25 protein-coding genes, 2 tRNA genes and 2 rRNA genes are annotated in these 21,145 nt (G+C 35.7%); 20 read left to right on the forward strand and 9 right to left on the reverse strand.

What is annotated here, in order from left to right; genetic code table 11:
* From D8M06_RS18900 to D8M06_RS18945, 10 genes are all read left to right on the forward strand, one after another.
* Positions 1 to 99, forward strand: a 23S ribosomal RNA gene (locus D8M06_RS18900); the annotation flags it as partial.
* 110 nt (positions 100 to 209) lie between these two features.
* Positions 210 to 324: ribosomal RNA gene (rrf, locus tag D8M06_RS18905) — 5S ribosomal RNA — on the forward strand.
* A 182-nt stretch (positions 325 to 506) separates the two neighbouring features.
* Positions 507 to 583, forward strand: a tRNA-Met gene (locus D8M06_RS18910).
* 46 nt (positions 584 to 629) lie between these two features.
* Positions 630 to 706: transfer RNA gene (locus tag D8M06_RS18915), tRNA-Asp, on the forward strand.
* 184 nt (positions 707 to 890) lie between these two features.
* Positions 891 to 1,859 (forward strand): thiamine-phosphate kinase, encoded by a 969-nt coding sequence (thiL, locus tag D8M06_RS18920; protein ID WP_121206142.1) that lies wholly within the window; start codon positions 891 to 893, stop codon positions 1,857 to 1,859.
* 8 nt (positions 1,860 to 1,867) lie between these two features.
* On the forward strand, positions 1,868 to 2,323 hold the full coding sequence (gene tsaE / locus D8M06_RS18925; protein WP_121206143.1) for a tRNA (adenosine(37)-N6)-threonylcarbamoyltransferase complex ATPase subunit type 1 TsaE: 456 nt from the start codon (positions 1,868 to 1,870) through the stop codon (positions 2,321 to 2,323).
* A gap of 13 nt (positions 2,324 to 2,336) precedes the next feature.
* Positions 2,337 to 3,035, forward strand: a complete 699-nt coding sequence (gene tsaB / locus D8M06_RS18930) for a tRNA (adenosine(37)-N6)-threonylcarbamoyltransferase complex dimerization subunit type 1 TsaB (protein WP_121206144.1) — start codon at positions 2,337 to 2,339, stop codon at positions 3,033 to 3,035.
* A 1-nt stretch (position 3,036) separates the two neighbouring features.
* On the forward strand, positions 3,037 to 3,486 hold the full coding sequence (gene rimI, locus D8M06_RS18935; RefSeq protein ID WP_121206145.1) for a ribosomal protein S18-alanine N-acetyltransferase: 450 nt from the start codon (positions 3,037 to 3,039) through the stop codon (positions 3,484 to 3,486).
* The gene (gene tsaD / locus D8M06_RS18940) at positions 3,483 to 4,493 is read left to right on the forward strand and encodes a tRNA (adenosine(37)-N6)-threonylcarbamoyltransferase complex transferase subunit TsaD (protein WP_121206146.1); all 1,011 of its coding nucleotides are present in this window, start codon (positions 3,483 to 3,485) and stop codon (positions 4,491 to 4,493) included. The genes rimI and tsaD overlap by 4 nt, the downstream gene beginning before the upstream one ends.
* Before the next feature lie 335 nt (positions 4,494 to 4,828).
* Complete coding sequence (locus D8M06_RS18945) at positions 4,829 to 6,001, forward strand: FtsW/RodA/SpoVE family cell cycle protein (protein ID WP_121206147.1); 1,173 nt, start codon at positions 4,829 to 4,831, stop codon at positions 5,999 to 6,001.
* A gap of 392 nt (positions 6,002 to 6,393) precedes the next feature.
* Here the strand turns inward: D8M06_RS18945 and D8M06_RS18950 are convergent, their stop codons facing one another.
* Both D8M06_RS18950 and D8M06_RS18955 read right to left on the reverse strand, forming a co-directional pair.
* Positions 6,394 to 7,722 (reverse strand): hemolysin family protein, encoded by a 1,329-nt coding sequence (locus D8M06_RS18950; protein ID WP_121206148.1) that lies wholly within the window; start codon positions 7,720 to 7,722, stop codon positions 6,394 to 6,396.
* Positions 7,723 to 7,844: 122 nt separating this feature from the next.
* On the reverse strand, positions 7,845 to 9,770 hold the full coding sequence (locus D8M06_RS18955) for an ABC-F family ATP-binding cassette domain-containing protein (RefSeq protein ID WP_121206149.1): 1,926 nt from the start codon (positions 9,768 to 9,770) through the stop codon (positions 7,845 to 7,847).
* Between the two features lie 155 nt (positions 9,771 to 9,925).
* Here D8M06_RS18955 and D8M06_RS18960 point away from each other — a divergent pair, with 155 nt between their 5' ends.
* On the forward strand, positions 9,926 to 10,561 hold the full coding sequence (locus D8M06_RS18960) for a redox-sensing transcriptional repressor Rex (protein ID WP_121206150.1): 636 nt from the start codon (positions 9,926 to 9,928) through the stop codon (positions 10,559 to 10,561).
* Between the two features lie 565 nt (positions 10,562 to 11,126).
* On the opposite strand, the gene D8M06_RS18965 is transcribed toward D8M06_RS18960, so the two are convergent.
* Together D8M06_RS18965 and D8M06_RS18970 are read right to left on the reverse strand one after the other, a co-directional pair.
* A complete protein-coding gene (locus D8M06_RS18965) occupies positions 11,127 to 11,330 on the reverse strand; it encodes a YdiK family protein (RefSeq protein ID WP_121206151.1) in 204 nt (67 codons plus the stop codon).
* Positions 11,331 to 11,333: 3 nt separating this feature from the next.
* Positions 11,334 to 12,038: a CPBP family intramembrane glutamic endopeptidase gene (locus tag D8M06_RS18970; RefSeq protein WP_121206152.1), complete on the reverse strand. Its 705-nt coding sequence runs from the start codon at positions 12,036 to 12,038 to the stop codon at positions 11,334 to 11,336.
* Positions 12,039 to 12,499: 461 nt separating this feature from the next.
* Between D8M06_RS18970 and groES the strand changes: the two genes are divergently transcribed.
* The 3 genes from groES to D8M06_RS18985 all read left to right on the forward strand — a co-directional run bounded on the left by groES (position 12,500) and on the right by D8M06_RS18985 (position 15,723).
* Complete coding sequence (groES, locus tag D8M06_RS18975) at positions 12,500 to 12,784, forward strand: co-chaperone GroES (protein WP_121206153.1); 285 nt, start codon at positions 12,500 to 12,502, stop codon at positions 12,782 to 12,784.
* A 65-nt stretch (positions 12,785 to 12,849) separates the two neighbouring features.
* Positions 12,850 to 14,481, forward strand: coding sequence for a chaperonin GroEL (gene groL, locus D8M06_RS18980; protein ID WP_121206154.1), 1,632 nt, complete (start codon positions 12,850 to 12,852; stop codon positions 14,479 to 14,481).
* Positions 14,482 to 14,931: 450 nt separating this feature from the next.
* Positions 14,932 to 15,723, forward strand: coding sequence for a replication protein (locus D8M06_RS18985; protein ID WP_121206155.1), 792 nt, complete (start codon positions 14,932 to 14,934; stop codon positions 15,721 to 15,723).
* 164 nt (positions 15,724 to 15,887) lie between these two features.
* On the opposite strand, the gene D8M06_RS18990 is transcribed toward D8M06_RS18985, so the two are convergent.
* From D8M06_RS18990 to D8M06_RS19010, 5 genes are all read right to left on the reverse strand, one after another.
* Entirely contained in the window at positions 15,888 to 16,412 is a 525-nt protein-coding gene (locus D8M06_RS18990; RefSeq protein WP_121206156.1) for a hypothetical protein, read from the reverse strand.
* Positions 16,413 to 16,702: 290 nt separating this feature from the next.
* A complete protein-coding gene (locus D8M06_RS18995) occupies positions 16,703 to 17,410 on the reverse strand; it encodes a Crp/Fnr family transcriptional regulator (protein ID WP_241559002.1) in 708 nt (235 codons plus the stop codon).
* A 164-nt stretch (positions 17,411 to 17,574) separates the two neighbouring features.
* The gene (locus D8M06_RS19000; RefSeq protein ID WP_121206158.1) at positions 17,575 to 17,808 is read right to left on the reverse strand and encodes a heavy-metal-associated domain-containing protein; all 234 of its coding nucleotides are present in this window, start codon (positions 17,806 to 17,808) and stop codon (positions 17,575 to 17,577) included.
* Between the two features lie 49 nt (positions 17,809 to 17,857).
* On the reverse strand, positions 17,858 to 18,157 hold the full coding sequence (locus tag D8M06_RS19005; RefSeq protein ID WP_121206159.1) for an iron-sulfur cluster repair di-iron protein, ric: 300 nt from the start codon (positions 18,155 to 18,157) through the stop codon (positions 17,858 to 17,860).
* A 45-nt stretch (positions 18,158 to 18,202) separates the two neighbouring features.
* Positions 18,203 to 18,436, reverse strand: coding sequence for a heavy-metal-associated domain-containing protein (locus D8M06_RS19010; RefSeq protein WP_121206160.1), 234 nt, complete (start codon positions 18,434 to 18,436; stop codon positions 18,203 to 18,205).
* A gap of 467 nt (positions 18,437 to 18,903) precedes the next feature.
* On the opposite strand from D8M06_RS19010, the gene D8M06_RS19020 reads away from it, so the two are divergent.
* From D8M06_RS19020 to D8M06_RS19040, 6 genes are all read left to right on the forward strand, one after another.
* Positions 18,904 to 19,365, forward strand: a complete 462-nt coding sequence (locus tag D8M06_RS19020; protein WP_121206162.1) for a GNAT family N-acetyltransferase — start codon at positions 18,904 to 18,906, stop codon at positions 19,363 to 19,365.
* Between the two features lie 67 nt (positions 19,366 to 19,432).
* On the forward strand, positions 19,433 to 19,576 hold the full coding sequence (locus tag D8M06_RS20025) for a hypothetical protein (RefSeq protein WP_170150283.1): 144 nt from the start codon (positions 19,433 to 19,435) through the stop codon (positions 19,574 to 19,576).
* 123 nt (positions 19,577 to 19,699) lie between these two features.
* Positions 19,700 to 19,933 carry a hypothetical protein gene (locus D8M06_RS19025; RefSeq protein WP_121206163.1) on the forward strand — a complete coding sequence of 78 codons (234 nt, stop codon included), beginning with the start codon at positions 19,700 to 19,702 and terminating at the stop codon, positions 19,931 to 19,933.
* A gap of 116 nt (positions 19,934 to 20,049) precedes the next feature.
* On the forward strand, positions 20,050 to 20,310 hold the full coding sequence (locus D8M06_RS19030; RefSeq protein ID WP_121206164.1) for a hypothetical protein: 261 nt from the start codon (positions 20,050 to 20,052) through the stop codon (positions 20,308 to 20,310).
* Position 20,311: 1 nt separating this feature from the next.
* Positions 20,312 to 20,587, forward strand: coding sequence for a hypothetical protein (locus tag D8M06_RS19035; RefSeq protein ID WP_121206165.1), 276 nt, complete (start codon positions 20,312 to 20,314; stop codon positions 20,585 to 20,587).
* A 74-nt stretch (positions 20,588 to 20,661) separates the two neighbouring features.
* The gene (locus tag D8M06_RS19040) at positions 20,662 to 20,901 is read left to right on the forward strand and encodes a hypothetical protein (protein ID WP_121206166.1); all 240 of its coding nucleotides are present in this window, start codon (positions 20,662 to 20,664) and stop codon (positions 20,899 to 20,901) included.
* The last annotated feature ends 244 nt before the right edge of the window (positions 20,902 to 21,145 follow it).

Genomic DNA, 21,145 nt, shown 5'->3' on the forward strand with positions numbered 1-21,145 from the left:
GAGTAAGATCCCTCAGAGACGATGAGGTTGATAGGTTCGAGGTGGAAGCGTGGTGACACGTGGAGCTGACGAATACTAATCGATCGAGGACTTAACTAACTTCTTCATGATGTCTTAGATTTACTCTTATTTAGTTTTTAAGGTATAAAACCTTGCATTTTCTATAGAAAATAGCATATAATATATCTTGCCCTTATTAAAATGAATTGTCTGGTAGCGATGGCGGAGAGGTCACACCTGTTCCCATGCCGAACACAGAAGTTAAGCTCACCAGCGCCGATGGTAGTTGGGGATTCCCCCTGCGAGAGTAGGACGCCGCCAGGCTTTCATTAATTTAATATATTATCATATCGCGGGGTGGAGCAACGAGCACTACATCCACCGGATAATCTGCGAGTAACCTCGAAGCATTCAGCTTCTTAGAATTAGCTAGAAGATGCAGAGGTCAGGTTTTTAAGTGCTTTTCAAGAAAACATGCATGAGATTAATTTAATATATTATCATATCGCGGGGTGGAGCAGTCTGGTAGCTCGTCGGGCTCATAACCCGAAGGTCGTAGGTTCAAATCCTGCCCCCGCAACCAAATAATTCAACTAACTACCTAGTTAATTCTGTTGGATAAAACATTTGGTCCGGTAGTTCAGTTGGTTAGAATGCCTGCCTGTCACGCAGGAGGTCGCGGGTTCGAGTCCCGTCCGGACCGCCACTTTTAAAATAATATATACATATAGTGAATACACATGATTTGCATAAAATCGTGTGTTTTTTAGTGTTCAAAAATTAAAGTTCGTACTTGAAATTACTTGTTCCCTATAGCTAGTTATTTTTTCCTTTTCGCTTGTCTTTTTGCTATCATAAGAATAGTTCACTAGAGAAAAGGCTGATGTTTTATGGACGAGTTCTCATTTATTCAATCAATTAAACAACAAACGTACCATCAAACCTCTTTAGTTAAAGGTATTGGTGATGATGCTGCAGTTTTTAGGTTTTCCAATGAAGATATAGTTACTGCTGTAGATACATTCGTTGATGGGATTCATTTTTCTAAAGCAACGATGGATCCTTATTATATAGGATATCGTGCACTTGCGGCTAATTTAAGTGATTTAGCAGCGATGGGAGCGAATCCTGCATTCTATCTTGTTTCTATTGTCATCCCTGAAAACTGGTTAATGGAAGAAATAACCGCTATTTTTAATGGTATGAAAGAATTGGCTACGACTTATAACACAGATATAATTGGTGGGGACACGGTATCGGGAAAAGAATTATGCCTTTCTATTACAGTAATTGGCTATACTAAGAAAGGAATGGCACGTTATCGAAGTGATGCTAGGCCTGGAGATATAATGTTTGTAACTGGTAATGTAGGTGATTCTCAAGCTGGTTTTCATATATTAACCGAAGAGGCGGAGGCAAGCTATCGAAATTCAGACTATTTTATAAAACGACATATAATGCCTAGCCCAAGGGTGGAATTTGCTCAGGGATTATCAGGGATTTCACGTGTAGCATTGAATGATATTAGTGATGGGATTGCAAGTGAGGCGAATGAAATTGCGGAGGCATCGCATGTCACTATTTATATAGATGATAGCATGGTTCCTGTAAGTTCTACCTATGAACAGTTTCCCTACGAGTTGCAGCATAAATGGAAATATTACGGTGGGGAAGACTTTGAATTAATAGGGACAGTAAGTGAAGATAATTGGGAAGAAATAATGCAAATTGCTACTAATTTAAATCTAAAAGTTACAAAAATCGGATATGTAGATACAGATAAAAGAGCGGGTGTTTACCTTAATCGTAACAATAAAATAGAGAAGATATTGAAAAAAGGGTATAACCATTTAAGGTAGGTGAGATGATGAGTAAACATCAACTAGTAACGAATAATGCTAACGAAACAGCGTTACTCGGTGAAAAATTGGCGTCTTTACTGGAGCCTGGAGATGTATTGACGTTAGAGGGAGACCTTGGTGCAGGTAAAACGACTTTCACCAAAGGTTTGGCCAAAGGGCTTGGTGTGAAACGAACTGTAAATAGCCCAACCTTTACTATAGTTAAGGAATATGAAGGAAGATTACCTTTGTACCATATGGATGTATATCGTTTAGAAAATTCTGAGGAAGATATTGGATTCGATGAGTACTTCAATAGTCATGGTATTTCTGTGGTAGAATGGGCAAAATTTATTGAGGAATATCTTCCAGAAGAACGATTAAATATTAACATAAATTACGATGAAGGGGATAGTCGAACAATTGAATTTTCTTCCACTAGTTCCCATTTTGATTCGGTTATAAGTGAATTAAGGAGTTAGGAGTTTATATACAATGTATGTACTTACAATTGATACGTCTAATCAAGTAATGGGTGTGGCCATTTTAAAAGATGATGTGGTAATAGGTGAAATAGTTACTAATATAGCTAAGAACCATTCTGTACGCTTAATGCCTGCTATTGAGCAGCTAATGCAAGAAGTTTCTTTAACTCCGGACCAATTAAATCGAATAGTTGTTGCAAAAGGTCCCGGGTCTTATACAGGAGTTCGTATCGGTCTGTCTACTGCAAAATCAATGGCATGGGCACTTGGCATTCCTGTAGTAGGTGTTTCAAGTTTAGAGGTTCTTGCCTATCAAGGGCGATTTTTTGATGGTTATATTTGTCCATTTTTTGATGCTAGACGCGGACTTGTGTTCACTGGAATTTATCAGTGGAAAGAAGATAAATTAAATTTAGTTTATGAAGAAAAGAATATCTCAATGGAAGAAGCCTTGAATAAGTTAAAGAAGGCCGGAGAAAAAACTTTATTTTTAAGTCCTGATTTAGCTTTACATAAAGAGAGAATACATGATGTGCTAGAGGATTTAGCAGTTCTGCCTGATGGTCCGTATCATTTGGCAAATCCTGGCTTCTTAGGATTAGCAGGATTGAATAAAGAACCGGATAATACGCATGGATTAACTCCAAATTATTTACGGCTAGCTGAAGCAGAAGCCAATTGGATAAAGGCTCAAGAGGAAAAGAAGTAAAATGGCTGAAATTGTAATACGAGATATGGAACTTAAAGATGTGAATCAAGTGATGGAAGTTGAAAAAGCTTCTTTTACAACCCCATGGACAACCGATGTTTTCTATCAGGAAATTGTCGATAACGCACATGCACATTATTATGTGCTGGAAGTAAACGAAAAAATAGTTGGGTATGTTGGGATGTGGATAGTCATAGATGACGCACAGATTACCAATATTGCCATTATGCCTGACTATCGTGGATGTAAATTAGGGGAAAAACTTTTTGGCTTTGTCATGCAAATGTTGACGAATATTGGAGTGAAGCGATTATCATTAGAAGTACGGGTCTCCAATATTGTTGCCCAAAAGTTGTACAGGAAATTTGGTCTTGTCCCTGGTGGAATAAGGAAAAACTATTATACAGATAGCGGAGAAGATGCTATGGTTATGTGGGTGAATTTAAGATGACTAAAGATACATTTGTATTAGGAATTGAAACAAGTTGTGATGAAACGGCAGTTGCAATCGTGAAAAATGGAACGGAGATTGTGTCTAATGTGGTAGCCTCGCAAATAGAAAGTCATAAACGTTTTGGGGGAGTAGTTCCGGAAATAGCGTCCAGACACCATGTAGAACAAATGACAATCGTCTTGGAAGAAGCCATTCAGGAATCCGGATTAACGTGGGAAGATATAGATGCAATCGCAGTAACGGAGGGACCAGGACTAGTTGGGGCATTACTAGTTGGTGTAAATACAGCGAAGGCATTAGCTTTTGCCAAACAAAAGCCGCTAGTTGGTGTTCACCATATAGCTGGTCATATTTATGCTAATCGTTTGGAACAGGAATTCGAATTTCCATTATTGGCATTGATTGTTTCCGGAGGGCATACGGAGCTTATTTTAATGAAAGAACATGGAGCTTATGAGGTAATTGGTGAAACAAGGGATGATGCAGCTGGTGAGGCATATGACAAGGTAGCAAGAATGCTAAAACTTCCCTATCCAGGAGGTCCTCATATAGACAGATTAGCTGCAGAAGGCAAGGAGTCAATTGATTTTCCACGTGCTTGGTTAGAAGAGGGGAGTTATGATTTTAGCTTTAGCGGATTAAAATCAGCTGTTATTAACAAAATTCATAATGCGAAGCAACGCGGGGAAACATTAAAAGATGAAGATATTGCTGCGAGCTTTCAAGCTAGTGTGATTGAAGTACTTACTGAAAAAACGTTGCGCGCTGCTAAGGAATATAATGTTAATCAAGTCATTGTTGCAGGTGGGGTTGCTGCCAATAAAGGGTTGCGCTCGGAATTAGAGGACAAGTTTGCTCAAACAGATATTCCGTTATTAGTTCCACCATTAAAACTATGTACGGACAATGCAGCGATGATTGCTGCTGCTGGAACCATCAACTTTGAGCAAGGAAAACGAGCAGGATCTGACTTAAACGCAAATGCTTCATTACTGTTAAAGTAAGACTTTGTCGATGTTTAGTAAAGGGGATAAAGTTATCAACAAACTTGTGCATAAGTATGTTGATGAGTATAAAATAAGGATTTATGCTGTTGATTACTTTTTGTGGATAAATCTTACTTCAGGTGTGGATAATGTGCATAAGTTTGTTCATAACTAATAATACCAACAATAAATCCCAATTATAACTGTGGATAGTGTACATGGATAGTAGTTATCCACTAAACTTGAAATTTTACTGTAACAAAATTTAAACATATAGCGACTAATCTTGTGGATAAATGGGAGTTGATTTCATTTTTCACTTAATTACAGGATAGAAATTTGGTGATTGTACGTTGAATAAAAAACAATCTTATTATTTTCAGACAGACTTGATTACGCTTTTTATTTTGTTTGTCTGTGTGAGCTTATTGGCTATATATAATGCACAGCAGCTGGAACAGTACGAAAGCGGTAATTTTGTAATTAAACAGATTATATGGTTTGCTGTTGGTGCACTATTGGTTGCAGCTATGCAATATTTAGATCTCGAACAATTATATAAAGGGAGCCTTTATGTTTATATTACAGGAATAGTAGTCCTTATCATCCTATTAGTAAGTCCAGAGTCGATTGCTAAGCCAGTGAATGGTGCTAAAAGTTGGTTCACTTTGCCGGGATTATCTTTGCAGCCAGGGGAATTTGCAAAAATAACAACTATCTTGTATCTATCGCGACTTATTACTTTGCACAAAGAGAAATATCATGTATCAAATCTAAAAACAGATTCCTTGTTACTATTGAAATTAGTGATTACGGTGGCAATTCCAGTTTTGCTAATTCTTGAACAGCCTGACTTTGGTACGGCTATGGTGTATTTATTTATATTAGGAATGATGATTATATTATCAGGGATTAGTTGGAAAATTATTACCAGTTTAATTGTAGTAGTTGGGGCTGCTGGTGGTGCTTTGCTGGGATTTATTATTAAGTTTCCTACGCTTGCTAACGAATTGTTGGGGATTGAAGCATATCAAATTAATCGAATTCTCACTTGGTTTGACCCAACGCAAACAACGAGTGACGCCAATTGGCACTTTGATCGAGCCCATATGGCACTCGGTTCTGGTCAACTTTTTGGAAAAGGACTAAATGGTGTCCAAGTATATTATTCAGAAGCACAAACGGATTTCATTTTTTCGGTCATTGGAGAGAGCTTTGGTTTTATAGGCAGTGCATTAGTAATTTTTCTTTATTTTTTACTCTTATACAAACTGGTAACATTAGGTTTAAGTATTTATAAATACTCTCCTTTTGCATCCTATTACAGTTTTGGTTTTCTAAGTCTAATCCTTATTCATGTATTCCAAAATATCGGAATGACTTTAGGAATCATGCCAATCACAGGGATTCCATTACTGTTGATAAGTTATGGAGGAAGTTCCGTCTTATCCACAATGATAGGATTAGGAGTTATCTATCGAATATCAGTAGAACAAACCATTCAGAATGATTATTTATTTAAGTAAGAATCTTTTCGTATAGTATGTTGCTTTTTGGACTTTTACAAGTTAATAGAAATTCCTAATTTTTAGCTAAGAATAGTGCTTTATATCCGCTACGGAAATACACTGTGCTTTCCGTGGGCGGCTGCTGAGCCTCCTCGAGCTAACGCTCTGCGGGGTCTCATCGATGCCTTTCCTCCCACAGGAGTCTCCGTGTTTTTCCTTCGCTAGTATAGTGCTATAAATTCCCGCGAAAAGCGACTAAGTGCAGCGTAAATGAACATTGCACTCCATTAAGTATTTATTCTTAATTAAAGTAATCTACAGTCTACGTAAAATGGAAAGCAAAGTCGTGTTAAATAGCAACGATTTTTTAAAAAGGAGCCTTACGTAAAGAAAAAAACTACGGAATGTAATTATTCCGTAGTTTTTTCGTTCTTTTCCTCCACTATTTGTACAATAACTTTTTCAATCCGATTGTCGGCTACTTCAGCTACTTCGAAAACGAAATTCTTATATTCAATGACTGGACGTTCCTCTTCTGAAGGGATATAACCTAGCTTGCCAATGAGAAATCCACTTAAGGTGTCGAAATCTTTCGTTGGGAATTCTGTATCGAAAACGTCCCCCAGTTCCCAAAGATGAATGGTACCATTTATTTCGTATTTATCCTGGTCCAGTTTCGTTATTTCTTCCTCCATAACTCCAGCATCATTGCTTTCGCTGGAAATTTCTCCGACAATTTCTTCTATGACATCTTCAATGGTTACTAAGCCCTCTGTTCCTCCATAATCATCTAAAACGATAGCAATATGAACGTTATTTTTTTGCATAACGGTAAACAGTTCATCCACCGTTAAAGACTCTAATACAAAAAATGGTTTGCGTATATAGTTCCTTAACTGAAAGTCTTTTTCATTATTTTGTACATAATCAAATAAATCTTTTACATGTAATACACCAATGATATTATCGATATGATCTTCAAATACCGGAAATCGTGTATATCCTTTTTCGGTGATTCGTTTAAGCAAATCATGGAACGTGGTATCAATAGAAAGAGCAGACATGTTGGTTCTGTGAGTTACGATATCGGAAACTTCTTTATCATTAAATTCAAAAATCCGATTAATCATTAACTTTTCAGTCTCTCGAATAGTTCCACGTTCTCCGCCAATATCGACGAGCAGTCTAATTTCTTCTTCTGTCGCCTCTTCACTTTGTTCGTTCGGGTCCACACCAAATAGTTTTACAACCATATTAGTAGAAAAGGTTAAAAGTTTAACAATAGGTAACGTGAGTTTAGAAAGAATTGTCAGAGGTCTCACAGCAAAATTTGCAATTACTTCTGCACGATGAAGAGCAAGTTGCTTTGGAACGAGTTCTCCAAATACGAGTGTAAAATAGGATAATAGGATGGTAATTGCGATTAATGCTATGGTTTCTAGTAATCCTATTGCTATCGGTACACCTAAATTATGTAAAGCATTAGCCAGTGGCTCAGCAAAGAAGTCAGCTGCAAAAGCACTGGCAAGAAAACCAGCAAGCGTTATCCCAATTTGTATGGTGCTTAGAAATCTGCTCGGCTCAGAGATAAGTTTATAGAGCAATTTGGCCTTTTTATCGCCGGAGTCTGCCATTTTCTTCACTTTGTTATCATTTAATCCTATTAAAGCTATTTCTGAAGCTGCAAAAAAAGCATTCAATAAGATTAAAACGATAAGTGTTATGATTGCCACGATCATTTTTACAACCTCCACGGTTAAAGGGGATATCATTAGGATTATCCTTACAGTATAAAAGTATCCAAAATAAAAGTAGGTAAAATAAGCATTTACCTACTTTCATTATAGCTTAACAAAGCTAATTATTCTTCTTGCAGTATTGTCCATTCTTCCATTAGGTTCTCAGTTTCTTGTTTTAATTGGTTTATTTCCTCATTCAGTTCGAATGACTTTTCATGGTCCTGGAAAACTTCAGGCTTGGTCATTTCTTCTTCTAATTCTGCTATTTTCAATTCTAACTTCTCAATGGTTTCCTCTAACTCTGTTATTCGACGCTGTTTTTTACGAAGTTGACTTTGAAGTTGTTTTTCTTCTTTATAGCTTCGTTTTTTATCAGGTTCATTTTTTTGAACAGGCATTGCTTCCTGTTCTAACCGTTGATGTTCGGCTTCTTCCGCTTTTTTCTCTAGATAATAATCGTAATCTCCTAAATAAACTGTAATGCCATCACGATTCATTTCCGCCACCTGATCGGTTATTTTATTGATAAAGTAGCGGTCATGGGAAACAAAGATAATCGTACCTGGGAAGTCTATTAAAGCAGCTTCTAGAACTTCCTTACTGTCGATGTCCAAATGGTTTGTAGGTTCATCTAGAATAAGTAAATTTGCCTTTTGCATCATTAGTTTGGCGAGTGCAAGACGTGCTTTTTCGCCACCGCTTAATGCTTGAACTGGCTTTAATACGTCATCACCAGAAAAAAGGAAATTTCCTAAAATCGTACGAATATCTTTTTCGTTTACCGTAGGATACTCATCCCAGAGTTCATTCAAAACAGACTTAGAAGAAGATAGATTGGCTTGTTCCTGATCATAGTAGCCAATTTGAACATTCGTTCCAATTTGAATGTTGCCACTAGAGTGTTTTAGGTTACCTAAAATAACCTTAAGAAGAGTGGTTTTACCTACTCCATTTGGCCCTACCAGTGCAATCCGTTCGCCACGGTTAACATGTACATTAATATTGGAGAATAAGTTCTCATTTTCTCCATCATATCTAAATCCTAAGTCATTAATTTTTAACACATCATTGCCACTTCGACGATTAATTTGGAATGAGAAGGATGCAGAGGATTCATCACCTAATGGTTTATCGATTCGCTCCATTTTCTCGAGCTGCTTTCTTCTGCTTTGCGCTCGTTTCGTTGTAGAGGCACGGACAATATTCCGTTGAATAAAATCTTCCATTTTTTTGATTTCGGTTTGCTGTTTTTCAAATGCTTTTAAATCCTGTTCATATTCCTGGGCTTTTAGTTCAAGATATTTACTGTAAGATCCATGATATTTTTTCGTTTTATGACGAGATATTTCATAGACAATCGATACCGTCTTATCCAAGAAATAACGGTCATGTGATACAATCACTACGGCACCTGGGTAACTTGCTAAATAACCTTCCAGCCATGATAAAGTCTCAATATCTAAATGGTTTGTCGGCTCATCCAAGATAAGAAGCTGAGGTTTTTGCAGTAGAAGTTTCCCTAACGCTAGACGGGTTTTTTGCCCACCACTTAAGTCTGTGATAGGTGTTTCATAATCATAGTCTTGAAAGTTTAAACCAGTTAAAACCGCTTTAATATCAGATTCATAAGTATAACCGCCATTTGACTGAAAATTAACTTGCATTCGATCATAGTTTTTTAATAGTTTTTCATATGCTTCCTCAGAAAGGTTAGATGATTGCTCCATTTGCTTTTCTAATGTTCGTAGTTGCTTTTCCTGTTCTAATAAGGATGTGAAAACTTCAAGCATCTCGTCCCAAATGGTTTTTCCTGATTCCAAGGACATATGTTGTGATAAATAACCAAGTGTCAGATCCTTTGGTTTAATTAGTTCTCCTTCATCATAAGAAAGTTGATTCGCCATAATTTTTAATAGTGTTGATTTGCCAGCACCATTTCTTCCTACAATGGCTATACGATCATTTTCCTTTATCTCTAACTTTATGTTTGATAAAATCTCTTCGGCACCGAAAGATTTTGATAATCCATTAAGTTGCATTAGTATCATTGTGAATTCACCCCAATAAATCTAGTTTAACCTATTGGTAATTATCCAACAACATTAATAATTTGTGAAAAATATCACGACATTTTGTGAAATATCTGTTAAGATAGAGGTAATAGATAACTTCACAAATTTTTTGAAAGAAAAGAGGAAACACGATGGAGCAAAATAAGATACCACAAGCTACAGCCAAACGTCTGCCGCTATATTACCGGTTTCTAAATAATTTAAATCAGCAAGGTAAAAAAAGAGTATCCTCCAAGGAATTAAGTGAAGCTGTAAAAGTAGATTCTGCAACCATTCGTAGAGATTTTTCATACTTTGGGGCTTTGGGGAAGAAAGGCTATGGGTATAATGTAGAGTATTTACTTGGATTTTTCCGGAGTACATTGGATCACCATGAAATTACGGAAGTAGCATTGGTTGGTGCGGGTAATCTAGGTACTGCCTTTCTAAAATATAGTTTTATGAAGAATAATAATATCCGTATTACAAAGGCATTTGATGCTGATTCGAACAAAGTTGGGACGGACATTGATGGGGTACCGGTATATCATATTGATGAATTAAACGAAAAGTTGGAAGGAACTCGTGTTGCCATTTTAACTGTTCCTGCGTCAGAGGCAGATGTAATTACTGAAAAACTTGTAAATGAAGGCGTTAACGGAATTCTGAATTTTACACCAGCACGAATAACGGTGCCAAATCATGTTCGTGTTCATCATATTGATTTAGCAGTGGAACTTCAATCACTGGTTTATTTCTTAAAACACTATCCATTAGATAAAGAGTAAGTCTGTATTGTTATTCACATTATATTAAAAAAAGGCTCTTTTAGTATTGTTTGTTGCTTTTTGATCTTTTGTTGATGATAGAAATTGCGGATAATTAGAATTCATAGTAGTGGGTGTGCTAACCCCCGCTACGGAAATACACTACGCGCACCTTAGGGGAGCTGGTGAGCCTCCTTCGTGCTGAAAAGCGTGTGCGCCTGCGTCTTCCAGTAATGCTTCGAAGCGGGCTTTCTCGGCGCAAGGGAACAAGGAAGATTATTCAAGTAGTTCCCTCACTACGCAGTCTCACCGATGCTCTTTTTCCTGCGTGAAGAGCACGAGTCTGAAGAACCCGCAGCCGCAGTTTCGGTTTTTTCCGCGAGGAGGCTGAGGCCATGCCCGCGAACCGCAAGTATTCTGCTGGAGCGAATGACCGCACAAACTAATCATAAGTGTAAGCGAGAGCAATACTATTCTGAATTAAATATGTTTACAGTCTACATATAGATATAAGTTAATGTCATGTTAAAAAGCAACAATCTTTTAGAAAAGAGCTTTAAAAAAAGTAGTGCAATGAAATCATGCACTACTTTTTTTTCTTCTTCTTTTTTATTCGGCAATGAACCCGAATGGATTGGATAGCAACGCCAATGTCAAATGTGGCAACACCAGCTAATAATATTGTTGTGATATTCCAAACCGAATCTGTTGCTGTTTGAATAGCGATAAAAATAAACATAATACCTAAGATTAGGAAAAAAACTGCATTATGCAGTAGTGATATTTTCATTAATTACCCTCCAAATAGAATCATCTGCAGTTGTTCTAGTTGTTTCTGTATTTCCTCTGGCGTCATGGAGTATTGTGCAATAACAGTCATCGTATTCAGTGCAGCATGTACGAGAATGGGGGTTAAAATCCGTTTTGTTTTTACATACAAGTAAGCAAAAACAAATCCCATCGAAGTGTAAACGAGCAAATGTTGTAATTCGCCATGGATAGCACCGAATATTAAGGCTGATAAAAAGGCTGCAAAAAAGAAATTCATTCGTTTATAGAGACTGCCAAAGATTATTTTTCGAAAAATAACTTCTTCTAAGACAGGTGCGATAATAGCTGGAACGATCATAAACAATGGGATTGCACGTGTAATCCCCATAATATTTTGTGTGTTTTGAGAACCTGCTTCAATTCCAAGAACTTTAATCTCTATCAAGGACGCAACGACTTGTACAATATACGCCATGAAAAAACCAGCGATTGCCCAAATAATCACATGGCTAGAACTTGAAGCATCACGATGAAGAGGCATTTGCATATCTGGTTTTAGTAACCAAAGTGAAATAATAAGTGCTACAAGAAAACTAAAAATGCTCCAATAAATAACAACTTCTGTGTAATTATCAGAAAAGTAATTGTAAGCAATAAGTGCTGCAGGAAAGCTTGATAATTGTGTAAGGATATACGTTAAAATGACGTACCAATAACGTTTAGGCAATAGAAAACGACTCCTTTTGTGTGAATATACTTACATTTAATTTGTTGCTTTCATGTTGTCGGGGGTTGATAGAAAGCGTAGTGTATTTCCGTAGCGGTAATATAGTACCAACTATTTATGAAAAACTCTATAATGACTTAAAAAAGCAACAAATTCTTAGAGAATAGCTATTAATAATAAGTATATTTATATCTATTAACAGTTATAATGAAAAAGTTAAATTTCAATAAAAGAAAGCTTAGTAAATTGTTCATAAGAGCTATTTTAACATAATTATGGTTTCTACCTAAACTTGAATGACTTTAATTCATTTTTTAAAAAAAATTTATTAAAATGGGTGAACAATACTTGCAATTTTTCAGTGAATTAATTATTATAATAATTGTGATTAGCACTCGCTTGTGGTGAGTGCTAATAAATCAAAAATAAAAAAAGATAGATAGTCAAGGAGGCTAATGTACATGATTAAACCATTAGGAGATCGTGTTATTATCGAGCTTGTTGAACAAGAAGAAAAAACTGCAAGCGGTATCGTACTTCCAGACTCTGCAAAAGAAAAACCTCAAGAAGGTAAAGTTGTTGCAGTAGGTACAGGTCGTGTATTGGATAGTGGGGAAAGAGTACCACTAGAAGTTGCTGAAGGTAACCGTATTATCTTTTCAAAATTTGCGGGTACTGAAGTGAAATACGAAGGTACTGAATACTTAATTTTACGTGAAAATGACATCTTAGCTATCGTTGAATAAGGTAAGAGTTTAATTATACTTAGTTTTTCCATTTTTTATTTTACTATTTTAAGGAGGATGTTTACATGGCTAAAGAAATTAAGTTTAGTGAAGACGGACGCCGTGCAATGTTACGCGGTGTAGATACATTAGCTGATGCAGTAAAAGTAACTTTAGGGCCAAAAGGTCGTAACGTTGTTCTAGATAAAAAATTCGGTTCACCACTAATTACCAATGATGGTGTAACCATTGCAAAAGAAATTGAATTAGAAGATCAATTTGAAAATATGGGTGCACAACTAGTATCTGAAGTGGCATCTAAAACAAATGATGTAGCTGGTGACGGTACTACAACTGCTACAGTTCTAGCTCAAGCTATGATTCGTGAAGGACTTAAAAACGTAACTTCCGGTGCAAATCCAGTTGGAATTCGCCGTGGGATTGAAAAAGCTGTTGCTACTGCAGTAGAAGAATTAAAATCTATTTCTTCTCCAGTACAAAGTAAAGAATCTATTGCACAAGTTGCATCCATTTCTGCTGCTGATGATGAAGTAGGGAAATTGATTGCAGAAGCAATGGAACGTGTTGGTAACGACGGTGTTATCACTATCGAAGAATCTAAAGGTTTCAACACAGAGTTAGATGTCGTAGAAGGTATGCAGTTTGATCGTGGATATGCTTCTCCATACATGGTTACTGACCAAGATAAAATGGAAGCTGTTTTAGAAGATCCATACATTCTTATTACTGATAAGAAGATTGCTAATATCCAAGAAGTACTTCCTGTTCTTGAACAAGTCGTACAACAAGGTAAACCAATCCTAATTATTGCAGAAGATGTAGAAGGCGAAGCACTTGCTACATTGGTAGTAAACAAACTTCGTGGAACATTCAATGCAGTTGCTGTTAAAGCACCAGGATTCGGTGATCGTCGTAAAGCAATGTTAGAAGATATCGCAGTTCTTACTGGCGGTGAAGTAATCACAGAAGATCTTGGACTAGATCTTAAGAGTGCTGGCATCGAGCAATTAGGACGTGCTGCTAAAGTTGTTGTAACCAAAGAAAATACAACAATTGTTGAAGGTTCTGGAAATCCAGAAGCTATCTCTAGCCGTGTAGCTCAAATCCGTGCTCAAGCTGAAGAAACTACTTCTGAATTCGATAAAGAAAAATTACAAGAACGCCTAGCTAAATTAGCTGGTGGAGTAGCTGTAGTTAAAGTTGGTGCTGCAACTGAAACAGAATTAAAAGAACGTAAACTACGTATTGAAGATGCTCTAAACTCCACACGTGCTGCTGTAGAAGAAGGTATCGTAGCTGGTGGTGGTACTGCCTACATTAACGTTTATAATAAAGTAGCTGAATTAAATGTTGAAGGCGATGAAGCAACTGGTGTAAACATTGTCCTACGTGCAATCGAAGAACCAGTACGTCAAATCGCAGTAAATGCTGGATTAGAAGGTTCTATTATTGTAGAACGTCTAAAAGGCGAAGAAGTAGGAATTGGATACAATGCTGCTTCTGGAGAATGGGTAAACATGGTTGAAGCTGGTATCGTTGACCCTGCTAAAGTTACTCGTTCTGCATTACAAAACGCTGCATCTGTAGCTGCTATGTTCCTAACTACGGAAGCAGTAGTAGCTGACATCCCAGAAGAAGGCGGAGCACCTGCAATGCCTGATATGGGCGGCATGGGTGGAATGGGCGGCATGATGTAATACCGCCCCCCAACCCTTGATATGAGTGGGTTTGTAAGTGAAATGTGAGTGAAATGCTCACATTTTGCTAACCACCTGAAAATTATATAAAGACTCCCCAAAAGTTTAAGTAAAACTTTTGGGGAGTCTTTTTTTACACATTTATTTCTCCAATATGGATTCATTTTATCAAGTGAAGAAAAAATATGTGCTGCTCTTTTCTATCAAAGATTTAATCAATCTATAAATAACAAGTTCAATTCTTCATTTTATGCAAGATATTTGTAGAAATCCTCTTAACTTTCTCTCCATAACTCAACCTACAAATATTTAAAAAATCCAAATATATCCCACCTAACCATATACGAGATTCGAATATAGTTATGGAGGTGGAAATATTGGATGTAAGTCTACATTCTATGAGAAAGGCAAAATTATTTATTCATTTTAAATTATATAAGGAGGAGAATCATGGCTAAATATAGACAAGTTCATATTGAATTTTGGCAAGATGGTTTTGTATTGGATTTAACACCAGAGGAGAAGTATTTTTATTTATACTTAATGACGAATAGTAAAACAACACAATGTGGAATATATGAGCTGCCTCTTCGTATTATCGAAATAGAAACAGGATACAACAGGGAGACGGTATGGAAGTTGTTGGAGCGTTTCCAAGAATACGGAAAAATCCTTTATGAAAAATCAACGAAGGAAATCATGATAATGAATTGGATAAAGTTTAATTGGATTAATTCGCCGAAAGTTATTTCCTTTATAAAAAAAGAACTCGAAAAAGTTAAGACACCTTATTTTATTAAGCTTTTTCATGAAAAGTGCCAAGCGTATGGATACCGTATCGATAGGGTATCGATAGACTCGGTGGAAGAAAGAGAAAAAGAAATAGAAAGGGAAGGAGAAGATAATAATATTCATGATTTATTCCTTCACTATCTTTCTAAAAATATTATTTGTCACAAAAAATTAACCGATCCTATGAGGCGAGCTATTCAAGCAAGGTTGAAAGATTATAGCTTGGAAGATTTAAAGAAAGCGATCGATAATTATGCCACCGTATATGATAGTGATGATCATTGGTTTACGCATAAATACCCTTTGGCTGATTTTATGCGTGATAAGGATGTTAGGAAGTTTTTAGATGAAGCAGATCCAGTAAATAATTTTAGGAGAAGGGAAAAGAATGTAGACCAACTAGACGCATCATTATTGGAATTATTAGATGGAGAAGATAAAGGTATCTAATTTGCAACAGGTGCATTGAATAGAAAAATCCAGTACTATTTGTAGTACTGGATTTTTTCTGCTTTTATATTTGAAATAATAAAATTCTCATAAGTTGAGCAAACTTCTGTGAAGCTTCTTTTTTTACTGTTCTTAATCTAAAAAAAGAGACAGATTCCTGTCCCTCATACACCATATTTTTCTTCCAACTCATCAATCTTTGCATTATACGCTTCTATAACTTGGTCAATTTCCTCTTGCAAGTCTATCACTTCCATGTAAATTTCTTCAGACTGATTATACGATTCATCATCTACTGGTGGAGTGTTTAATTTTACTACTTCCGCTTGTTTGGAGAAGGAGTCAATTAGTAAATCTAACTGTTTTAGAGAAATTTCATTTAAATCTTTTATTTCCTGATTTACTAGATTACTATTTAAGTCTTGTGCTAATTCTTTTGTATCCTCTACGAAGGGAATGATGTTATCGTTTAGATAATTGTAGGCTTTTTCAGGCTGATCGACTATTGTTGTAAAATGTCCACTCATTTCGGAGAGTTCTTGGGATCTTTCATAGATTGGCTCGATGCCTTCTGTCTTGTATTCTTTGAACTCATCAGCGGGGCTTATACTACTACTTGAGTCCGCGCAAGCAGTTAATGTTAACACCATTATAAAAGATAAATTTAGACTAAAAATCAGTTTCTTCATATTTTCACACTCCTGTTAAATCCCATTCTCCAAGTAATGGATCCTAACAGTTATCTTATATATTTTTTTAAAGATTTTCAATGATAATCGGGTATTATAATTTATCATCACTGCTAAAAGAAGCATCTTTTTGCGATGAACGGAAGGATAGACATCGCGAGAAGTTGAATAATACGATTGGTCGTGACTAGCGGTGAATTCCTTAGCGAACTTAGGTGTTAAGACCACGACTACTTTTAAAGTAGTCGTGTAATGAGGGATTGACCCCCCCTTATCATTCGACATCTTCATTATTCAGCATGAAGCAACAGTTGATCTAAATCCATTATTTTAATTTTCTTTTTCGGTAACTGTTTGATGAGCCCATGTTGTTCAAGAGAAGAAAATCGACGACTAATCGTTTCTGGTGTTGTACCAAGATACGAAGCTAAATCTTTTTTTGACATTGGTAAGGTAACCGTTGGACTATTGCTACTCCCTTTTTCAACATTCTCAGCTAAAAAGGATATAATACGAGATTCCACATTTTCAATAGCAACTTGTGTCGTTTGTTTTTCAGAATCTTTCAGCCTTATAGTAACCTCGGAAAGAATTCTTAATGAAATCTGCGGATATTCTATTAAGTACTTTTGTAGATCGTCTTGTTTAATTAGACAAATAGATGTATTCTGTAATGCTTCTGCATAGTTCTCATGTACGCTTCCAGGCTGAAAAATGGCTACTTCCCCTGTGAAATCTCCTGGGTTTAACATTCGCACAAGTTGATCTTTTCCAGAATCAGATAGACGATATATTCGAACCTTACCTGTATTGATGATATACAAGGTGTTGTCTTCATCACCTGCATGGAATAACATTTCACCTTTCTGTAAATGAAGTGTTTTCGCAGAGGCTGCAATCATATCCATTTGGTGATCCTCGAGGTGATTAAAGATAGGAACTAGACGAACACACTGTGCATGTCCATGGTGGTGATGACAACATTGATTTTGTTCCAAAATAACATCTCCCTTTTTATAAAAAGAGGCTGGGAGAAAATTAAAAGTGTCTATCCTAAAGTCGAACATATCACTGTACTAGTGTATTTTCGAAGCGGGTGTTCGGACTTTACTTAGGTTAGAATACTTTTTTCCCAGACTCGTTCATTCTAATGACATACAGATTAGGCAGGTTTTACTTTTGATTTGACGACAGGATAACCGAGGTCTTCGATAGCCTTTTCGATATCATTAAGAGCGACTGCTTCTGAATCAAAGTCTACTTTTACCTTACTAGCATTAAATAATACTTTTAAGCTGTCTTGATCAACCCCATTTATTCCTTTCACCGCATTTTCAATCTTTTGCATACAAGATGGACAAGCTAAAGTTTCTAATTGAATCGTTGCTTTTTGCATCAATCATTTCTCCTTTCACTTTTTACTAATCATTATGGTTTGAATTATTTTAAGCCTGATATGCTTTGTCTACTTCTGCTAACATTTCGTAGGTACCTGCATATGTTTCACATACATCTCCAGGAATGGTATAGTTGTCTGTGATTTTACGTAACTGCGTAAATTCTGCGTCCAATTCAGGTTTGTTTGCACCAGTAGCTTTTACTTTTTCATTGATCTTTTCGAATAACTCACGTACTTCAAATGCTTCTGGGTGATTTTTACCATGGGCTCGTGTAATTGCCGTAGTGTATAAATCCAGTTTCTCAAAATAGTTTGTTACTAGTTCGTTAAATGTTTTCTCAGCCATTATTATTTCCTTCTTTCTCTGTATATTTTTGTGGGAGTATTTGTCTTAGGCAGATTTTACTTTGGTTTTGATGACAGGGTATCCTAAGTCTTCAATTGCCGTTTCGATATCGTTAATAGCGATTGCAGCTGAATCAAATTCTACTTTTACTTTACTTGCATTAAACAAGACTTTTAAGCTGTCTTGATCAACCCCGTTTAATCCTTTCACGGCATTTTCAATCTTTTGCATACAAGATGGACAAGATAATGTTTCTAATTGAATAACTGCTTTTTGCATGAATGATTCTCCTTTCATCTTATCTATAATTTTATTTGTTTTATCTCTTCTTCTTTACAATTTAAGTATAGCTCAGGTTCAACGAAATGAAATTGACGCAAATCAAGTTTTAGAAAAAGATTGGAAGCATTTTTTCTTTCTAACTGAATACTTGCCGTATATCGTTCGTATAGACCTCCTTCTATTAGTAACGGGTTCTGTTCTAAGAGAGAAAACAATAAAGAACACACAAAATAGGAGTACAAATCGCATAGCGTTTCGTACTCCTGTTTTTATTGATATAGCAACTGTTAAAAGCTATGTTATTTTCAGTGTGTTATGTGGTGTTAATAATGATTGGTTCTGTTTTCAGAAAGGGATTCTGGGATTTTATGGTAAAATTTAGATAGAAAACAAGATAGGTTTATTCAACTAACGGCAGGTTAGTTGAATAGAGATTCTAACAACTTGTAAAAGGTGGGAAGTTGATGCAGACAAAAATACAGTTTAGAACGGCTACTGAAAATGATTTAGATAGTATCGTTGCAATGCTTGCAGACGATGTATTAGGAAGTAAGCGTGAACGTTATGAGCAACCACTTCCTGATAGTTATATAAATGCATTTAAGGCTATTAAATCTGACCCGAATAACGAGTTAGTAGTGGCTTGTAACAGCATTGAGGTTATTGGGGTACTACAAATTACTTTTACACCTTATATGACACATCAAGGTGGATGGAGAGCTACTATTGAAGGGGTGAGAACATCGGCTTCTGTAAGGGGGAAGGGTGTAGGTTCTGAACTTATAAAGTGGGCGATTCTACGAGCAGAAGAACGAGGTTGTCATTTAGTACAATTGACAACTGATAAAACAAGACCAGATGCATTAAAATTTTATGAACGGTTAGGTTTTAAAGCAACACATGAAGGCTTAAAGTTGAAACTTTAATGATCATTTATTAAACAATAGGGTGCTTTAGCGAAATTTTAATACATAACAGAAAGAAGGGAAAGAATTGGAATTACTGATTTTTGTACTACTATTTGCTGGTTTATTTGCGATTTATGATGCAATAAGAAAAGTTAATAATAATATCCTTGAGCAGACTGAGGAATTAAAAAAGATACGTTCAGAATTAGAGGAGAGCAGGAAAAAGTAGGTTTACTTTTCAAGTAACGGGTGCTTTTCTTCCAGAAGGCAATCGCACCCTTTTTATTAGGAGATTAGTGAAACAGTCCAGATTGTAACATTAAATAAAAACACGACATAAGGAGGAGATTTGATGACATCTTGGGTTTCTTGGATAACTGTGGGACTTATAGTAGCTGTATTAATTTATGCGTTTTTTAGCTTATATTTAAAGAAACCGATAGGCTTATATATTGCAGCTGCTTTCCATATTGTTTTGGGGATTTTGTCACTTCCTTCCATTGGATTATATGTATTAGGTTTAGCCATACTTGAAATAATCGTAGGAATTGCAATGACTGTAAAACAACATCGTACACGTACTTAATCGGAAAACTGAGAAATATTACCCGTTAATTGATTCGGTATTTAATCCTAAGTTAGAACATTAATTTTTAAAAAAGATACTATACTATAACAAAAATGGTAAGTAAGGAGGGATATATGAAAAAAGTTGATGGTGAAGCTGCAAGAGTTTTAGAAGATATTATTCAAGACAAAGATCAGTCATTTGAATTTAATGGACGGCAGTATAAAATTGTTGCAATTGATAATAAAGACGACTTTGAAACAACAGTAGTAGAAGATGTTGAAAAAAATCCAGAGTTAAAACAAAAATTGTTACAAGCTAAAAAGGATATTGAAGAAGGGAGTTATTACACTTCTGAGGAAATGAGAGAAATGATTCGGAGTGGCCAAATATAATATGGAATTTATCTGGTTAGAAAACACAAAGGAGTCATTTGAGAATATTAAAAGTCAGCATTTTTCCTATAGTGAAACCATTGAAAATAAATTAAGGTTATTAGAACGTATTGAGGATAAGAATCAGACACTTGGTACAAGTACAAGAGCAGATAAACTAGAATGGAAAGGCAGTCATAAAATCCTCGTAGATAGGTTCATTGTTTACTACTCCTTTTCTAAGGATAAACAAACCTGTTATATTGAATATTTTAAACACTCTAGCCAATATTACTAAACTATCCTCAACTATATTTTTTGTTTACCACAAAACATTAAAAAGTTGATATAATAATTCTAGGTGGTGAAGATATGGAAAATAAAGAACTCATTAATATGTTTTCATCTTTATTAGACGAGAAGCTACAACCATTAAATGAACGTTTGGAGAGGCTTGAGGGTGGTCAACAGGTAATTATAGAAAAATTAGATAATGTATCAAAACAAGTTGCTAGTAACACTGAAAATCAAACTAGTGTTGAGAGTATGGCTGTGAAAGTGGCTGAACATGATACAGACATAAAGTTGTTAAAAAAATTTATAACAAACTAGTTAAAAGGTTGAAAATAATATGTTCAACCTTTATTTTTTTACTTTTAATCGAAATTGTGAATAAATACACTTAAAATAACGGGGGCATTTCTTCAAGAAGAAGATTGCACCTTTTTTGAAGTATAGGGGCAGGTTATTTTAAGTAGATGTTTTAATAAGTCGTAGGAAATTTATTTTGGGGGAATTTTATGTTGAAAAAGGTCTTGTTATTATTGCTTATATCTGTAATTTTAGGTGCATGTTC

Origin of the sequence: Oceanobacillus halophilus, assembly GCF_003628505.1 — a bacterium.
Lineage (GTDB): Bacteria > Bacillota > Bacilli > Bacillales > Amphibacillaceae > Oceanobacillus > Oceanobacillus halophilus.

Bases quoted from the DNA above. Each gene is read 5' to 3' on its own strand.
- thiL (WP_121206142.1), top strand. From the start codon at position 891: ATGGACGAGTTCTCATTTATTCAATCAATTAAACAACAAACGTACCAT.
- tsaE (WP_121206143.1), top strand. From the start codon at position 1,868: ATGAGTAAACATCAACTAGTAACGAATAATGCTAACGAAACAGCGTTA.
- tsaB (WP_121206144.1), top strand. From the start codon at position 2,337: ATGTATGTACTTACAATTGATACGTCTAATCAAGTAATGGGTGTGGCC.
- rimI (WP_121206145.1), top strand. From the start codon at position 3,037: ATGGCTGAAATTGTAATACGAGATATGGAACTTAAAGATGTGAATCAA.
- tsaD (WP_121206146.1), top strand. From the start codon at position 3,483: ATGACTAAAGATACATTTGTATTAGGAATTGAAACAAGTTGTGATGAA.
- D8M06_RS18950 (WP_121206148.1), bottom strand. From the start codon at position 7,722: ATGATCGTGGCAATCATAACACTTATCGTTTTAATCTTATTGAATGCT.
- D8M06_RS18955 (WP_121206149.1), bottom strand. From the start codon at position 9,770: ATGATACTAATGCAACTTAATGGATTATCAAAATCTTTCGGTGCCGAA.
- D8M06_RS18960 (WP_121206150.1), top strand. From the start codon at position 9,926: ATGGAGCAAAATAAGATACCACAAGCTACAGCCAAACGTCTGCCGCTA.
- D8M06_RS18965 (WP_121206151.1), bottom strand. From the start codon at position 11,330: ATGAAAATATCACTACTGCATAATGCAGTTTTTTTCCTAATCTTAGGT.
- groES (WP_121206153.1), top strand. From the start codon at position 12,500: ATGATTAAACCATTAGGAGATCGTGTTATTATCGAGCTTGTTGAACAA.
- groL (WP_121206154.1), top strand. From the start codon at position 12,850: ATGGCTAAAGAAATTAAGTTTAGTGAAGACGGACGCCGTGCAATGTTA.
- D8M06_RS18985 (WP_121206155.1), top strand. From the start codon at position 14,932: ATGGCTAAATATAGACAAGTTCATATTGAATTTTGGCAAGATGGTTTT.
- D8M06_RS18990 (WP_121206156.1), bottom strand. From the start codon at position 16,412: ATGAAGAAACTGATTTTTAGTCTAAATTTATCTTTTATAATGGTGTTA.
- D8M06_RS19000 (WP_121206158.1), bottom strand. From the start codon at position 17,808: ATGCAAAAAGCAACGATTCAATTAGAAACTTTAGCTTGTCCATCTTGT.
- D8M06_RS19005 (WP_121206159.1), bottom strand. From the start codon at position 18,157: ATGGCTGAGAAAACATTTAACGAACTAGTAACAAACTATTTTGAGAAA.
- D8M06_RS19010 (WP_121206160.1), bottom strand. From the start codon at position 18,436: ATGCAAAAAGCAGTTATTCAATTAGAAACATTATCTTGTCCATCTTGT.
- D8M06_RS19020 (WP_121206162.1), top strand. From the start codon at position 18,904: ATGCAGACAAAAATACAGTTTAGAACGGCTACTGAAAATGATTTAGAT.
- D8M06_RS19025 (WP_121206163.1), top strand. From the start codon at position 19,700: ATGACATCTTGGGTTTCTTGGATAACTGTGGGACTTATAGTAGCTGTA.
- D8M06_RS19030 (WP_121206164.1), top strand. From the start codon at position 20,050: ATGAAAAAAGTTGATGGTGAAGCTGCAAGAGTTTTAGAAGATATTATT.
- D8M06_RS19035 (WP_121206165.1), top strand. From the start codon at position 20,312: ATGGAATTTATCTGGTTAGAAAACACAAAGGAGTCATTTGAGAATATT.
- D8M06_RS19040 (WP_121206166.1), top strand. From the start codon at position 20,662: ATGGAAAATAAAGAACTCATTAATATGTTTTCATCTTTATTAGACGAG.